Genomic DNA, 15,232 nt, shown 5'->3' with positions numbered 1-15,232 from the left:
TGGCATCACTCACCTGCGCCGGGTGGCCGACTTCGCCGCCCTGTGGCAGGTGCGCACGGGTTCGCACGGCGCGACGGATTTGTCGCCGGTGACCATGGGGGCGGCGCTGCAGTTCGACATGTGGGTGCCCAACTTCGGTATTCAGGAATATATGCGCCACACGGAAGAGACGGACGCGGTCTTCCCGCACGCCTACACCTTTGACAAAGGCCGTCTGCATCCGGGCAAGGTAGTGGGCCATGGCGTCGACATTGACGAGGCTTTGGCGGCGAAATACCCTTACAAACCCGCTCAGCTTCCGATCGCCCGTCTTGAGGACGGCACCCTGTGGAACTGGTAGGATTGTAATCTGAAGCGGGGTGCCACCCTGACCGTCGCTGGTGTACGCTTGCAAAAGTGCAACGGATAACATTATCTATTGCATGTATAGAGTCTTCCAAGGACTTCATTTTGCAGCCAGACCAACATCCCGATCGACTTTATCGCAGAGTGGCGGACATGGTGATCGCGCAGATTCGCGCGAAAACTTATAAGGCGGGCGACAAACTGCCGGCCGAGCGGGATCTGGCGGAAACCTTTTGTGTCAGCCGTCCGTCCGTACGGGAAGCCATGATTGCGCTGGAAATCCTGGGCATTGTCGAGATTCGCGGGCGCTCAGGGATCTACGTCCTGGATTCCGCGCCCAGCAAGCTGGAGGAGGAAGGGGGCAAGGCCGCCGTACGCCGGGATCTCGACGTCGGCGCTTTCGAACTCATCGAGGCGCGCATCGTGATCGAAGGTGAAACCGCAGGTTTGGCGGCTGCGTCCGTCAAACCCGAGGACATCACCACACTGCGCGCGCTTCTCGCACGGATGAACTCCGACGATATTGTCGAGGCCGAAGAAGCGGACCGGGCCTTTCACGTCCATATCGCGTCGATGACCGATAACAGCGCCCTCATTGACGCGGTCGATCATCTCTGGGTGTTGCGCATTAAGTCGCCCCTGGCGTCCCAGATTATGGTTCGCGCCCAGGGCGGCGGACACCAGGCCCGGATGGATGAGCATGAGGCTATCGTTCGTGCTCTGGAAACGGGAAGCGGGATAGCGGCACGTCGCGCTATGCGCCGGCATCTCGAAAATGTCAGGGATTACCTGCTCGACGCCACCGAAACGGCGGAACTGGACGCGCTTCGCCGCAAATTAAAGTCAAGGCGACTGGCCGTCGTCGGCCGGACACGCGCGACCTCCAGCGCGGAATAAGGCAGCCGGCGAACGCCGTTGCGGCCTGAGATCGCAGGTTTCAGGGCGCTGAAATTTTGGCCATCTGCCATTCATATGTCTTTTTGGCCCCTGTTTGCCGGTTCAATCGCCTCAGGCAAAGGAAAAGGGATGGCGGAGACCAGTTCACACAGAGGTTTTGTCTGAAGCTTTTTAATTCCGCCGCGAGTGCTCGAACAACTGCTCAGACATGTATTTGCGGATGATAGGCTCGTCCATCGCCCGCAGCAGACGGGCCAATTCCCTGGCGTGCCGCCCTTCCTCGCGCACATAGAGCATGACCGAAGTCTTCAAGGCGTCGTCAAGCGCGGGATCGGACGACCGCGGCGCCTCGCCGGCCACCCGGCCTTCGCCGGATTCCTCCAACTGGAAACACTGCAGCGCACGCACCAGGGGGCCGTGTAGCGCGGGGGCAGGGGCGGCACAGATTCCGGCGTGTCCGGTGACGGGCGCCGCGCATGGGTTTCGAAATAGGCCAGCCATTCAGTGGTTCCCCCCCATCGCTCCTGCGCTGTGAAACGGCGTCGACGCAAAGGAAGGGAGACAAGCGGTCGCCGGCACCGTCACGCCCCGCTCGATCCGCTCGGCCAGGGCTAGCATGTCCGTTTGCAGCCAGACCCACTCGGTTGCGGACAACCCGTTGGCTTGGCGCACCTCAATCACCCTCTGCAGGGTGGCCGCCTGGACGCGGACACGAAAGGCTGTGTTTACCGGTTCCGTCACCTTCATACTCCATCTTGTGAAGCTCCGGTCTTAGCCGGCGCCGCGGTGAGCGGCATGAGGACGGTGTGAGGATTTGCTGAAAACTACCCCCGGCCGGCGCCGGGCCGCGTCGTCTGCTTCGCCCAGTCGTCGATACCCAGCTTGCCGGGCAGGCTTTCCATCGCCTTATTGAGTTCGTCATTGCGCGCCGACCGGCAGCCGCGATCGTGCATCAACACTGTTTCGGTGCCGTCCACAGCCTTCCACACGATGCGGTAATTCTGCATGTCGCTGGCTTGGGACTCGCAGGTTGTATGCTCGGTGGCCCCAGTTTCCGGTCGGTAGCCGGCCAGCACTGACGCCACGGCGCGATAGGTTCCTGTGCCAGCCTCCCGTTCCTGAGGTCCCAGAACGGCGGTATGACGTTCGCCCATATAGGTGACATGGCCGTCCGGGCTGACGGTAACACTGTAGACCGGGCAAAACCCAAAACACGGCCCAACCGAATAGCTGAGGGTTTCGCCTGCTGTCGTCGGCGTGTCCTGCGGCAGGCTGGCGCATCCGGACAGCAGGGCCAGAACGGCGAGGGGAATGAACATCTTCATGGGGAATCTCCATCGGCAGGTGTTGCGCTTAGTCTTTCGCACAAATGTGTCGGAGTTTGAGCCTGCCGCAGGATCTTTCCGGTTATTTCGACCTAAGGCTTGGTCTTGGCGACGATATCGCCGATCGCCTCCGCGCTTTTTTATCGATTGACCGGCGACAAGCCGTCCCGCGGTCGCTATGATATTGCGACGCAACCAAGGAGGCGATAATGCAGGACCCCAACGAACTTCGCCTCGACAAGCTGGAAGAGGCTATGGAAGCCACCGGCATGAACCTGTCGCTGTTTGACGGTTTCGTTACGGCGCAATGGGTCATGCCCGACGTGCCCACGCAAAGCTGGATCGACACAATTCAGGAACTCATCCGCGAGGCCGGCAGCAAGGCCGAGATCACGCCCGACCTGGCTGCCCAGATGGCCGAGCACCATAAGGTCGTTGGTGAAGAGCTACGCACCGAAGTCTACAATCCCATCTTCTGGCTTGACGACGAAGGCGACGAGATGTGGGAGCTGTGGGCTGAGGGCTTTGGCCTGGCCGTCAGCGGCCGGCCCGAGTTCGTCGAAGAGACCATGGCCAACGAAGAGTCCGAAATCGCCATGGCCCTGACCATGGTGCTGGCCCTGGCTGGCGTTGCCGCCGGTGACGACCAACTGGCCGAAGATCTCAGCCCTGGGGATACGGACGCCTTGCTGGATGACGCGCCGGAGGTCCTGATGCAGGGCCTGGTCCAGCTCTACTATGCCCGCCACGCGCCGGAGCGTGCTATTTCGGGGTAGCAATGCCCCAGGGTTCCTAACCGTGCCTTGACCGGTGAGGTCAGCGTTGACGACGCTTACCGGTCAGCCAGGGCCAGTCCAGCATATCGGCGACCCACTTTGTCCACAAAGCCATGACAAAGACCGCGGCCACAAGGCCGATGGCAATGGCGATGACCCAGGGCGTGTTGCTGGCGGTCAGGCAGGCGCCGTAGCTGCTACAGGCCGACGAAAAGGCGAACAGCATGGCCAGGCCGCCGAACATGAAGACGTTGAACGCGACGAAGTATCCCGCCAGCAGAACGGGCAGGCTGAGAAGCGCAAGGATTTTGTGAAGCGGCTGCATGGGAAACCGGTACCACATCCGTCTTAACTAACCGTCTAAACCGAGCTGCCGCAGCATGGCTACATGCAGGCGCGTGGGGGAAAACCCAGTGCGGGTGGTAATGCCGATCGACCGCGTCGAACCGGTCAGGGGCGGGCCCATGATCTTCAGCAGGCCCTGGCGGATCTCGTATTCGACCTGCCGTGCCGACAGCAGCGCTGCCATGTCGGTGCGCAGCAGAAGCGCGCGCGCCGCCACCAGCGAGGCGCATTCAACGACTCGACGGGGCGGAGTCAGACCCTTGTTGGCCATGAACTGCTCGAACACCGTCCGGCCCGGTGTGCCCGGTCGCGGCAGGATCCAGGCCAGGCTACCGAGTTGCGCCGGCGTCAGCTTGTCGTGGTCGCTGTCGAAGCCGGGTGCCAGGGGATGGTCCGCCCGCACCACAATGGTGAGGGGATCGTCAAACAGATGCCGCTGTTCGATCAGTTTCGACGGAACCGGATCGCGCAGAGCGCCGAGGATAAAATCGATCTGGCCATGCAACAGATCGTGTAACTGTGCCTCATACGGCCCGTCGATGATGCGAATGCGGGCATAGGGATAGTCTGCCAGGGTGGCCGCCACGGCGTCGGGCAGCCAGCCCGATCGCGCCAGGGGCAGGGCACCGACTGTCACCGTACCTTCGACCCGGCCCTGGATCTCCCGGATTTCATCCAGCCCCATCTGCAGTTCCGCCTGGTAGAGGGCGAAGTAGCGCGCCAATTCGCGGGCTTCCGGGGTTGGCTGGTCGCGGATCAGGGCAATGCCGCATAGGGTTTCCAACTCACGCACCGAACGGTGGATGCTGGGTTGGGAAAGGTCCAGCCGGCGCGCCGCTTCGGAGAAGGACCCAGCCTGGATCACGGCGGTCAGCGCGCGCATCTGAGCGCCGGTGACCAGGCGATGCAGCGGCACGCGCGTCCGGTCGCTGCGGCGGGTAGCGATCAGACTTTCGGCGTCCTTAAGGTGCAGCAAGGCGGCGCGCACCCGGGCCAGGAAGACCGTGCCCTCAGGCGTGGGCGTCATGCCCTTTGACGTGCGATCGCACAGAGATGCGGCGACATCGCCTTCCAGCGCGGTGATGGCTGCGGTCACCGACGGCTGAGCCATATGGATGTGGTCGGCAGCCTTCAAGGCGCTGCCGTAGCGGCAGACGGCCTCGAAGGCGAGCAGGCGGCGGTGTCGGAACATCGGGCAATTTCCACAACTATAGCCAAAACCTATAGCACGGCGCGCGTTTCGGTCTAACCTCTGTTTTGCCGACGGGCGCATAGATGACGGCACAAGGAGCCTGCCATGCCCGTCGTCATTACCGATATCCGCCGTCCCGATCCCGCCGCCTGCGCCACCCTGGAGCGGCATGGTGTTGCGACCGTGCACGAGGCTCAGGGCCGCACCGGTTTGATGAATGCCAAAATGCGCCCCATCTATCCGGCGGCGATTGCCGGTCCGGCCGTGACGGTCGAACTGGCGCCCGGCGATAACTGGATGATCCACGTCGCCGTCGAACAGTGCCAGGCGGGTGATATCCTGGTCGTCAGCCCGACGTCGCCCAATGAAGACGGCTATTTCGGCGACCTGCTGGCGACGTCTTTGAAGGCCCGCGGCGTTAAGGGCCTGATCATCAATGCCGGGGTGCGCGACACGGCCACCCTGGAAGAGATCGGCTTTCCGGTGTGGTCCAAGGCCGTTTACGCCCGTGGTTGCGTTCGCGCGACACTGGGCAATGTCAATACACCGGTCGTCTGCGCCGATGCCCTGGTTCGCGCCGGCGATGTCATCGTTGCCGATCGCGACGGGGTCTGCGTCGTGCCGATTGAGAAGGCGTCCGAAATCGCCGCCAAGGCCGATGCCCGCGCCGCCTCCGAAGAGGCCCGCCGGGTTCGCTTCGAAAACGGTGAACTGGGACTCGACATCTACGACATGCGCCAGAAGCTGAAAGACCTGGGCCTGACCTATGTCAGCCAGGCGGACTACAGCAAATGAGCCAGCGCGCCATCCCGGCCTGTCTGATGCGCGGCGGTACGTCGAAGGGACTCTATGTCCTGAAGGACGACCTGCCGGCCGACACTGCTGTGCGCGACCGGGTGCTGCTTGCGGCCCTGGGTTCGCCCGATGCCCGTCAGATTGACGGCGTTGGCGGCGCCCATCCCTTGACCTCGAAAGTCGCGGTAGTGTCGAAATCCGATCGTCCCGACGCCGATATCGACTACCTGTTCCTGCAGATCTTCCCGGACAAGGCCATCGTCACCGACCAGCAGAATTGCGGCAATATCCTGGCTGGGGTGGGGCCGTTTGCCATCGAGCGCGGGCTGGTTGCCGCTGCGGGGGAGGTCACTGAGGTCCGCATCCACATGATCAATACGGCCTCGATTGCGGTCGCCGCCATCGAAACGCCGGGCGGTCAGGTCAATTATGAGGGTTCTGCCCGTATCGACGGCGTGCCGGGAAGCCATGCGCCGATCATGCTGAATTTTCTCGATGTCGCCGGCTCGTCCTGCGGCGCGCTGCTGCCGACGGGAAACGCGGCCGACGAGATCGATGGCATCGCGGTCACCCTGATCGATAACGGCATGCCGGTGGTCGTGATGCAGGCGGCCGATTTCGGCCTGAGCGGCGCCGAGACCCCGGACGAGATCGAAGCCAATGCGGACGTTCGCGCCCGCGTCGAGGCCATCCGGCTAAAGGCCGGGCCGCTGATGAATCTCGGCGACGTCACCAAGGCCTCGGTGCCGAAAATGACGCTTATTTCGCCGGCGCGCAACGGAGGCGACGTCTCCACCCGCACCTTCATTCCCCATCGCGTTCACGACGCCATCGGCGTCCTGGGCGCCGTGAGTGTCGCTACGGCCCTGGCGCTGAAGGACGGCATTACCGGCTCCAAGACTTTCGAGATCGAGCATCCGACCGGATTTTTCAGTGTCGAGATGGAGATCGAAGGCGCGGGCGAAACCCTGAAAGTCACGCGCTCGGCCCTGCTGCGCACCGCCCGTATGCTGATGCGCGGCGAGGTCCTGGTGCCGGCGTCCATCTGGCCGGAGGTGGGGGCATGACCATACAGACCGTCGCCCTGATCGGTTTCGGCGAGGTCGGCAAGGTCCTGGCCGCCGACCTGCCTGAGCATCTCACCGTTACTGTCTTCGACAGTCACGCCACCAAACTGGACATGCCCGGGCGCGCCACCGCCCGCGGCAGCGCCGCCGAAGCCGCCCGAGACGCTGATCTGGTGATCAGCGCGGTGACGGCGGCGCAAACCCTTGCCGCCGCCCAATCTGTGCAGTCCGGCCTGAAGGCCGGCGCCTGGTACATGGACCTCAATTCTGCCTCTCCGGAAGCGAAGATCGCGGCCGGCCGCATTATTGCTTCGGCCACCGGGCGCTATGTCGAAACGGCCATCATGTCGCCGATCGGGCCAAAGCGCCTGGCATCGCCCATGTTGCTGGGCGGGCCATGGGCACAGGACTTCGCACCCGTCATCCAGGCGCTGGGCTTTACCGGCGCACAGTTCTATTCCGACGTGCCCGGCAAGGCCTCGGCCACCAAGCTGTGCCGCAGCGTCATGATCAAGGGGCTGGAGGCGCTGATTTCGGAGTCGCTGCTGTCGGCTCGTTATTATGGCGTCGAGGACACGGTTCTGGAAAGTCTGAACAATCTCTTCCCGCATCCCGACTGGTCTGCTTACGCCCGCTACATGATCTCGCGCACTCTGGAGCACGGCACGCGCCGTGCCGAGGAGATGGAAGAAGCCGCCCGCACGGTGGCCGGTGCCGGTCTGACGCCATGGATGGCGCTGGCCACCGTCGAGCGTCAGGCCTGGGCGCCTGACTTTGCCGAGGCGCTGACACAAGATGATCTCAAAGCCATGCTGGACAGCATCCGGCAGCAACTGACCCACAAGGACGCGGCGGAATGAGCCTCGAAATACCCCTGATCATTGATTGTCACGGTCACTACACAACCGCGCCGGCGCCGCTGACCAACTTCCGTGACGCCCAGGTAGCGCATTTCAGGGACCCGCTGAAGCCGGCGCCCGAAGGGGTCGTGGTGTCCGACGACGAGATTCGCGAAACCATCGAAAAGAACCAGCTCAAGCTGCTGACGGAACGCGGCGCCGACATGACGATCTTTTCGCCGCGCGCCTCTGTCATGGGGCCGCATATCGGTGACGAAGCCGTGTCCAAGCGGTGGACGGTCGAGAGCAACAACATCATCAAGCGCGTGGTCGACCTGTTCCCCGAAACCTTCATCGGGGTGTGCCAGTTGCCGCAGTCGCCGGGCGTCGGCCTGCAGGGCTCGATCGACGAATTACAGCGCTGCGTCGACATGGGCTTTGTCGGCTGCAACCTGAACCCGGATCCGTCGGGTGGTCACTTCAGCGCGCCACCACTCTACGACAAATACTGGTATCCCTTCTTCGAGAAAATGATCGAGCTGGACGTGCCGGCCATGGTTCACGTGTCGGGCTCGTGCAATCCGGCCTTTCACGCCACCGGTGCCTACTATATCAATGCCGACACGACGGCCTTCATGCAGTTCATCGAAGGCGACCTGTTCAGGGATTTCCCGGACCTGCGGCTGATCATCCCACATGGCGGCGGGGCAGTGCCCTACCACTGGGGCCGTTATCGCGGACTGGCGGACATGCTGAAAAAGCCGGCCCTGCGCGACCACGTCATGAAGAACGTCTATTTCGACACCTGCGTCTACCACCAGCCGGGGATCGACCTGCTGTTCCAGGTCATCGACACGAAGAACATCCTGTTCGGCTCGGAAATGGTCGGCGCAGTGCGTGGCATCGATCCGGAGACAGGCTTCTATTTCGACGATACCAAACGCTATGTCGACGCCCTGGCGATCTCGGCCGAGGACAAGTACCAGGTGTTTGAAGGCAATGCCCGCCGGGTTTATCCGCGCCTCGATGCGGCTCTGAAGAAGAGGGGGCTGTGATGGACGAACTTTCTATGCCTTTCACCAAGGACGCCGACTGGCTCGACTGGTGCGCCAAACCGACGAAACCGAAGTTCCAACTGCCGGCCGGCGCCGTCGATGCTCACTGCCATGTCTTCGGGCCTGGTCATCTGTTTCCGTTCGCGCCGGAGCGCAAATACACCCCGTGCGACGCCTCGTGGGAACAGCTGTTTGCCCTGCGCGATTTCCTCGGTTTCGCGCGTAACGTCATCGTCCAGGCGACCTGCCACGGCGCTGACAACCGGGCTCTGGTCGATGCCCTGGAACGCTCCAACGGCAGGGCGCGTGGCGTTGCGACGGTGAAGCGCTCCGTCACTGATGACGAACTCCACGCCCTCCACGCAGCCGGCGTCCGTGGTGTCCGCTTCAACTTCGTCAAACGCCTGGTTGACGCTCTGCCGTTCGACGGCCTGACCGAGATTGCTGAACGCATCGCCAAACTGGGCTGGCACATCGTCATCTATTTCGAGGCCGACGATCTGAAGGCATATTTCAAGTTCTTCACCGACCTGCCGACCCCTGTCGTCGTGGACCATATGGGCCGGCCGGACGTGTCGAAGGACGCCTTCGGCCCCGATTTCGACATGTTCGTCAAGCTGCTGGAATACGACAACTTCTGGTGCAAGACGACCTGTCCAGAACGCCTGAGCCAGTCCGGGCCACCCTATGACGACGTTGTGCCGTTCGCCAGACGCATCGTCGAAGCCTTTCCGGGCCGGGTCATCTGGGGGACCGACTGGCCGCACCCCAACCTGAAGTCGCACATGCCCGACGACGGCCATCTGGTCGACTTCATCCCGCGCATCGCCACGACGGAAAGCCTGCAAAAGAAGCTGCTGGTTACCAATCCCATGCGCTTGTACTGGCCGGAGGAAACCATGTCCTCACGGAGCGAAGCGTTAGGACAACTAAAATCATGACAAAATCCCGCCCCTATGACGATGTCCCCGGCACGACGGTGTTTGACGAACGCATGTCGCGCAAGGGTTACCACCTCAACCAGTTCTGCATGTCGCTGATGAAGCCGGAGAACCGCGACCGCTTCAAGTCCGATAACCGCGGCTATCTCGACGACTGGAAGATGACCGAGGACCAGAAGCAGGCCGTCATCGACCGTGACTACAACCGCATGCTGTCGCTGGGTGGAAACATCTATTTCCTGGCCAAGATCTTCTCCTGCGATGGTCTGAGCTTCCAGTACGCCGCCTCGACCATGACCGGCGTAAGCGAGGACGAGTATCTGAAGATGATGCTGGCGGGCGGCCGTAGCCCCGACGGCAATCGCTACAAGCACGAGTGGGACAAGAGCAATGGCTAGACTTACCGCAGGCGTTGCCACCTCGCACGTGCCAGCTGTTGGCCGCGCCATCGATACTGGCCAGACCCAGAATGACTACTGGAAGCCGATGTTCGACGGCTTTGACTTTTCCAAAAAATGGGAAGAATCTGAAAAGCCCGACGTGGTGTTTCTGGTTTACAATGACCACGCGACTGCCTTTTCGCTCGACTTCATCCCGACCTTCGCCATTGGGGTCGCCGAAGACTATGCCGTTGCCGATGAAGGCTTCGGACCGCGCCCGGTGCCTCCGGTCGAAGGCCATGCCGACCTGGCCTGGCATATCGCCGGCAGCGTCATTCAGCAGGATTTCGACCTCACCGTCGTTAACAAGATGGACCTGGACCACGGCCTGACCGTGCCTCTGTCGTTGATGTTCGGCCAGCCCGAACGCTGGCCGTGCAAGGTCATCCCTTTCGCCGTCAATGTGGTGCAGTATCCTGTGCCGTCGGGCCGCCGCTGTTATAATCTGGGCAAGGCCATACGCAAGGCGATCGACAGTTTCGACCAGGACCTCAATGTGCAGATCTGGGGCACGGGCGGGATGTCGCACCAACTCCAGGGGCCGCGCGCCGGCCTGATCAACCAGCCCTGGGACCAGGCCTTTCTCAACGACATCGGTGATAATGTCGATCGTCTCGTTGGCATCCCGCCGGAAGAGTACATCCGCGAAGCCGGCTCAGAAGGCATCGAACTGGTCATGTGGCTGATCATGCGCGGCGCGCTGGACGACCAGGTCACCGAAGTCCATCGGCACTACCACGTGCCGGCCTCCAATACGGCCATCGGCCACATCATTCTGAAAAACGGGAAGTGATATCATGAAAATCGCTCTGGCCGGCGCCGGCGCCTTTGGCATCAAGCATCTGGATGGATTGAAGAAAATAGATGGGGTGGAGGTGGTCGCGCTGGTCGGCCGCCGCTTCGAGGAGACCAAGGCGGTCGCCGATAAGTATGGCATTCCCAACACCTTTACCGACCTGGATGAGGTGCTGAAACTGCCTGAGGTCGATGCCGTCATACTGTGCACGCCGACCCAGATGCACGCTGCCCAGGCGATCGCCTGCATGAAGGCCGGCAAGCATGTCCAGGTCGAGATCCCCCTGGCCGATAGCTGGCAGGACGCCCAGGACGTGCTTGAGACCCAGAAGGCAACTGGTCTGGTCTGCATGGTCGGCCATACGCGCCGCTTCAACCCGTCGCACCAGTATGTCCATAAGCTGATCCAGGCCGGCGAACTGAACCTCCAGCAGATGGATGTCCAGACCTATTTCTTCCGCCGCACCAACATGAACGCCCTGGGCCAGCCGCGGTCCTGGACCGACCACCTTTTGTGGCACCATGCCGCCCACACGGTCGACCTGTTTGCCTACCAGGCTGGGTCACCGGTGGTGAAGGCCAATGCTTTGGAAGGTCCGCACCACCCGGACCTGGGGATCGCCATGGACATGTCGATCCAGCTCAAGACCGCCAACGGTGCCATCTGTACACTCAGCCTGTCGTTCAACAATGACGGCCCACTGGGGACCTTCTTCCGCTATATCGGCGACACCGGCACCTACATCGCCCGCTACGACGACCTGGTGAACGGCAAGGAAGAGAAGATCGACGTCAGCCAGGTCGATGTCTCGATGAACGGTATCGAACTGCAGGATCGCGAGTTCGTCGCCGCCATCCGCGAAGGCCGAGAACCCAACAGCTCGGTGGCTCAGGTCCTGGCCTGCTATCAGGTTCTGCACGATCTGGAGCAGCAGCTGCAGGGTTGAATATGAGGGATTGCCATCCCTCATATTTATTATAATCTATAATAAATAAAGGGGCGCAAAGCGCTCCATCGGGAGGTTTGCGGATGGAAGTGGTAACCAGCACGGCGCCGGCGCCGAAGATTTCTGCCGTCAGGATGACGTTCCTGATCGTCACCTGCGGCCTGATCATGCTGCTGGAAGGCTTCGACATCCAGGCTCTGGGGATCGCCGCTCCGATCCTGATGCCGCTGCTCAAGCTGGACCCGGTGCAGGCCGGTCAGGTCTTTTCCGCCGCGCAGGCAGGGGTGGTTCTGGGGGCGTTGAGCGGTGGTGTTCTCAGCGACATGTGGGGCCGGCGCAATGTCCTGCTGATGGCAGTGCTTGTCTTTGGCGCGTTCAACCTTTCGACGGCCTTTGTTCACGATTTCAATACCTTGCTGTGGGCGCGCGCCCTGACCGGTTTCGGCCTGGGGGCGGCCATGCCCAATGTCATCGGATTGGCGGTCGACTATGCCTCGCCGAAAAACCGGGTCAAGGCGGTGACCGCGATCATGGCCGGCATGCCCATCGGCGGCGCCGCGGCGGCGTTGTTCGCGCGGCTCTACTTCAAGGATTTGGGCTGGCAGTCGCTGTTCTATATCGGCGGGATCATTCCTATTTTGCTGACTCTGCTGATCCTGTTCCTGCCCAATGCCAAGGCTGTTCGGGTTGCGGACAGCGGTCAGAAGGTCGGCCTGTGGTCGGCTCTGTTCGGCGGCGGTCGGGCGCCCAGCACGCTGTTGCTGTGGGTGGTGTTTTTCCTGACCTCCAGCGTGCTGTACATGGTCCTGAACTGGCTGCCGAGCCTGATGACCCAGCGCGGCATGGACGTTCAGACCGGCCAGTTGGCGTCCCTCGTGTTCAACCTGGTCAGCGTCGCCGGCACCCTGGTCATGGGCGCCGTGATCGACCGCTACGGCTACAAATGGGCCATGCCCTTGGCCTATATGGGTTTTTTGGTCGGGATGTGCGGTATGGCGTTTACGGGAACGGTCGAGCCCCTGTTGATCAGCGTCGGTATTGTCGGCTTCTTCCTGCTGGGGGCGCAGTACTCGCTGAACGGGGTCTCGCCTATGTATTATCCCAAGACGGCGCGGGGTCTGGGGACGGGGACGGCGATTGCCTTTGGGCGTGTCGGGTCGATCACCGGGCCGCTGATGGCCGGCTATATCCTCAAGACCGGGATCGGGCCGCTGCATGGCCCGGAGGGCGTCGCCCTGGCCATGCTTCCGTTGATCGTGGTGGCCGGGATTGCGGTGACCGTTCTGGCGTTGAGCGCCAAGATATTGGACGATTAGGTCCGGCGGTTGAGGCGGAATTCGCGCGGAGACTGACCGACGTGACGCCGGAAAAGCCTTGAAAAATAAGCCGGATCGTCGAAGCCCGTCTGATGGCAGCAGTCGGTGACCGTCAGGTCGCTGTAGAGCAGCAGGCGTTTGGCCTCGATCAGGCGACGGTATAATAAGACCTGCATGGGCGAGGATTCACCGGCCTTCTGGCAGGCATAGCGCAGTTGCGGCTCGGTAGCGCGCAAGGCTTTCAGATAGTCGTCGAGGACCCAGTTGCCGCGGAAATTGCGTTCGACCTGTTCGCGGAAGCGGGCCAGGAGTCTTTGGTGTGGCGGGATGGCGGCGGAGGGGGCGTCGCCGTGTCGGTGGGACAGGCGCTCGATCTCGGCGAGCAGACCCAGCAAATTGGCCTCGATGGCGACGCGGTGGGCCGGGGCCTGCCAGCGCAGTTCACGGCCGAGGCGGGCCACCCAACGCTGGATTTCGCGCAGGGTCTTGTGGTCATCGACAGGCAGGGTCAGGGGCGCCAGCGGCTGTCGGGTCAGGTCGTCGCGCGTGCGAAAAACCTCATCAAGATAAGCACTTGCGATGGTCAGGACGTGGCCTGAGATGTCGTCGCTGAAGTCGAAACCATGGACGCTGCCGGCCGGAACCAGGACTATGTGCGGCGCCGTGAAGGCCAGGCCGTCGCCTTCGCCCAGGACCCGGCCATGGCCCCGCGTCACGATCAGGACGTGGTTGAGGTCGCCGTGCATGTGGGGGCGGATACGGCCCTGGAGGGGGGCCGAGCGGTCGGCGATGGTCTCCAGGTGGAGAAAGTGTTCATCGACCTCGCGGGGGGGGGGCTCACCGAACAGATAGAAGCGCGGAATCGGGGACATAGCTTTCTCAGTTTTGTCCAAGTTTATAGCACCTGTGTGCATGGCGAAAAGGGGCGAAAATCGGCATCATTTCAATAATTCGATAATGCAGGAAATCTCATGGAAACGTCACGCACCCAGGTGGCCATTGTCGGCGGCGGAGTCGCCGGACTGATGCTGTCGCAACTGCTGCATGTCGAGGGGATCGACTGCGTCATCCTGGAGCGGCAGACGCGCGCCTACACCGAGGCGCGGATCCGCGCCGGGGTGCTGGAATATGGTACGGTCGAGCTGCTGCGCCGGGTGGGGGTGAATGGACGGATGGACCGCAATGGTCTTCGTCATGAGGGGTTCGCCCTGATGGACGACGGCGAGGCCTTCCGCATAGACCTGCACCAACTGGCCGGCCAGGACGTCATGGTCTACGGCCAGACCGAGATCACCATCGACCTGATGGACGCTTGCGTCGAGCGCGGCGTGCCGATCGTCTTCGAGGCGGCCGACGTGGAGTTGCACGACATAGAGGGCGCGCCGTGGGTGGGTTACACGAAGGACGGCAAGGCGTATCGCATTGACTGCGATTTCATCGCCGGCTGTGATGGATTTCATGGCGTCAGCCGCCGGACGATGCCGGACGCGGTGGCGCACTGCATCGAGAAGGTCTATCCGTTCGGCTGGCTGGGGATCCTGGCCGATGTACCGCCGATGGATCATGAGCTGATCTATTCCAACCATGAGCGCGGCTTTGCCCTGGCCAGCCAGAGGTCGGCGACGCGCAGCCGGTATTACATCCAGTGCGAGGCGTCCGAGAAGATCGAGGACTGGTCCGACGACCGCATCTGGGACGAACTGGCCGTGCGATTGGGCGATGACGGGCGGATGGCGCGGGGGCCGTCGATCGAGAAGAGCATCGCGCCGTTGCGGTCGTTCGTCTGTGAGAAGATGCAGCACGGCCGGCTATTCCTGGCCGGCGACGCGGCGCATATCGTGCCACCGACCGGCGCCAAGGGCCTGAACCTGGCGGCTTCGGATGTGGCCTATCTGGCCGACGGGTTGATCGGGTTTTATGGTCGGGGAGATGAGGCCGGGTTGGCGGGCTATACGGCTCGGGCTTTGGACCGTATCTGGAAGGCGGAGCGCTTCTCGTGGTCGATGACGCAGTTGACGCATCGTTTTCCGGGGATGTCGGCTTTCGATCGCAAGATGCAGAAGGCGGATCTGAACTATATCCGTGGGAGCGAGGCGGCGCAGACGGCGATTGCGGAGAATTATATCGGTTTGCCGTTGTAGGGGGGAGGGAGGACGT

General features: G+C 62.3%; 18 protein-coding genes. 13 read left to right on the top strand and 5 right to left on the bottom strand.

The genetic code is table 11. From position 1 onward, the window contains the following. Positions 1–340: enolase C-terminal domain-like protein (locus ABI_RS26250; RefSeq protein WP_040309195.1), on the top strand; the 340-nt coding region annotated here is incomplete at its 5' end. A gap of 56 nt (positions 341–396) precedes the next feature. Beyond that, complete coding sequence (locus tag ABI_RS11965; RefSeq protein WP_245531343.1) at positions 397–1,242, top strand: FadR/GntR family transcriptional regulator; 846 nt, start codon at positions 397–399, stop codon at positions 1,240–1,242. A gap of 171 nt (positions 1,243–1,413) precedes the next feature. On the opposite strand, the gene ABI_RS11960 is transcribed toward ABI_RS11965, so the two are convergent. Continuing rightward, a complete protein-coding gene (locus ABI_RS11960) occupies positions 1,414–1,650 on the bottom strand; it encodes a hypothetical protein (protein WP_157138875.1) in 237 nt (78 codons plus the stop codon). Between the two features lie 416 nt (positions 1,651–2,066). Beyond that, positions 2,067–2,567, bottom strand: a complete 501-nt coding sequence (locus ABI_RS11950) for a DUF6438 domain-containing protein (RefSeq protein WP_006273247.1) — start codon at positions 2,565–2,567, stop codon at positions 2,067–2,069. Between the two features lie 209 nt (positions 2,568–2,776). On the opposite strand from ABI_RS11950, the gene ABI_RS11945 reads away from it, so the two are divergent. Further along, complete coding sequence (locus ABI_RS11945) at positions 2,777–3,343, top strand: UPF0149 family protein (protein ID WP_006273246.1); 567 nt, start codon at positions 2,777–2,779, stop codon at positions 3,341–3,343. A 40-nt stretch (positions 3,344–3,383) separates the two neighbouring features. On the opposite strand, the gene ABI_RS11940 is transcribed toward ABI_RS11945, so the two are convergent. Both ABI_RS11940 and ABI_RS11935 read right to left on the bottom strand, forming a co-directional pair. Beyond that, positions 3,384–3,668, bottom strand: coding sequence for a hypothetical protein (locus ABI_RS11940; protein WP_006273245.1), 285 nt, complete (start codon positions 3,666–3,668; stop codon positions 3,384–3,386). Between the two features lie 27 nt (positions 3,669–3,695). Next, on the bottom strand, positions 3,696–4,880 hold the full coding sequence (locus ABI_RS11935) for a LysR family transcriptional regulator (protein WP_006273244.1): 1,185 nt from the start codon (positions 4,878–4,880) through the stop codon (positions 3,696–3,698). Between the two features lie 105 nt (positions 4,881–4,985). Between ABI_RS11935 and ABI_RS11930 the strand changes: the two genes are divergently transcribed. The 9 genes from ABI_RS11930 (at position 4,986) to ABI_RS11890 (ending at position 13,075) form a co-directional block, all read left to right on the top strand. Continuing rightward, positions 4,986–5,675, top strand: coding sequence for a 4-carboxy-4-hydroxy-2-oxoadipate aldolase/oxaloacetate decarboxylase (locus tag ABI_RS11930; RefSeq protein ID WP_006273243.1), 690 nt, complete (start codon positions 4,986–4,988; stop codon positions 5,673–5,675). Beyond that, positions 5,672–6,742 carry a 4-oxalomesaconate tautomerase gene (locus tag ABI_RS11925; RefSeq protein ID WP_006273242.1) on the top strand — a complete coding sequence of 357 codons (1,071 nt, stop codon included), beginning with the start codon at positions 5,672–5,674 and terminating at the stop codon, positions 6,740–6,742. The genes ABI_RS11930 and ABI_RS11925 overlap by 4 nt, the downstream gene beginning before the upstream one ends. Next, on the top strand, positions 6,739–7,602 hold the full coding sequence (locus tag ABI_RS11920) for an NAD(P)-dependent oxidoreductase (RefSeq protein WP_040309191.1): 864 nt from the start codon (positions 6,739–6,741) through the stop codon (positions 7,600–7,602). Before ABI_RS11925 ends, ABI_RS11920 begins: the two co-directional genes overlap by 4 nt. Then, positions 7,599–8,636, top strand: coding sequence for an amidohydrolase family protein (locus ABI_RS11915; protein ID WP_006273241.1), 1,038 nt, complete (start codon positions 7,599–7,601; stop codon positions 8,634–8,636). The genes ABI_RS11920 and ABI_RS11915 overlap by 4 nt, the downstream gene beginning before the upstream one ends. Continuing rightward, positions 8,636–9,577: an amidohydrolase family protein gene (locus ABI_RS11910; protein ID WP_245531342.1), complete on the top strand. Its 942-nt coding sequence runs from the start codon at positions 8,636–8,638 to the stop codon at positions 9,575–9,577. The genes ABI_RS11915 and ABI_RS11910 overlap by 1 nt, the downstream gene beginning before the upstream one ends. Next, a complete protein-coding gene (gene ligA / locus ABI_RS11905; protein ID WP_006273239.1) occupies positions 9,574–9,975 on the top strand; it encodes a protocatechuate 4,5-dioxygenase subunit alpha in 402 nt (133 codons plus the stop codon). The genes ABI_RS11910 and ligA overlap by 4 nt, the downstream gene beginning before the upstream one ends. Further along, entirely contained in the window at positions 9,968–10,810 is an 843-nt protein-coding gene (locus ABI_RS11900; protein WP_040309190.1) for a class III extradiol dioxygenase subunit beta, read from the top strand. The genes ligA and ABI_RS11900 overlap by 8 nt, the downstream gene beginning before the upstream one ends. Positions 10,811–10,814: 4 nt before the next feature. After that, positions 10,815–11,759, top strand: coding sequence for a Gfo/Idh/MocA family oxidoreductase (locus ABI_RS11895; protein WP_006273237.1), 945 nt, complete (start codon positions 10,815–10,817; stop codon positions 11,757–11,759). A gap of 83 nt (positions 11,760–11,842) precedes the next feature. Next, a complete protein-coding gene (locus ABI_RS11890) occupies positions 11,843–13,075 on the top strand; it encodes an MFS transporter (RefSeq protein ID WP_006273236.1) in 1,233 nt (410 codons plus the stop codon). Here the strand turns inward: ABI_RS11890 and ABI_RS11885 are convergent. After that, a complete protein-coding gene (locus tag ABI_RS11885; protein ID WP_006273235.1) occupies positions 13,072–13,947 on the bottom strand; it encodes a helix-turn-helix domain-containing protein in 876 nt (291 codons plus the stop codon). The two genes, ABI_RS11890 and ABI_RS11885, sit on opposite strands and share 4 nt — an antisense overlap. A gap of 99 nt (positions 13,948–14,046) precedes the next feature. Here ABI_RS11885 and pobA point away from each other — a divergent pair, with 99 nt between their 5' ends. After that, the gene (gene pobA, locus ABI_RS11880; RefSeq protein WP_006273234.1) at positions 14,047–15,216 is read left to right on the top strand and encodes a 4-hydroxybenzoate 3-monooxygenase; all 1,170 of its coding nucleotides are present in this window, start codon (positions 14,047–14,049) and stop codon (positions 15,214–15,216) included. Positions 15,217–15,232 lie beyond the last annotated feature (16 nt).

This window comes from Asticcacaulis biprosthecium C19, assembly GCF_000204015.1.
In the GTDB taxonomy this organism is placed as follows: domain Bacteria; phylum Pseudomonadota; class Alphaproteobacteria; order Caulobacterales; family Caulobacteraceae; genus Asticcacaulis; species Asticcacaulis biprosthecius.
This window is presented reverse-complemented; position numbering and strand designations above follow the sequence as displayed.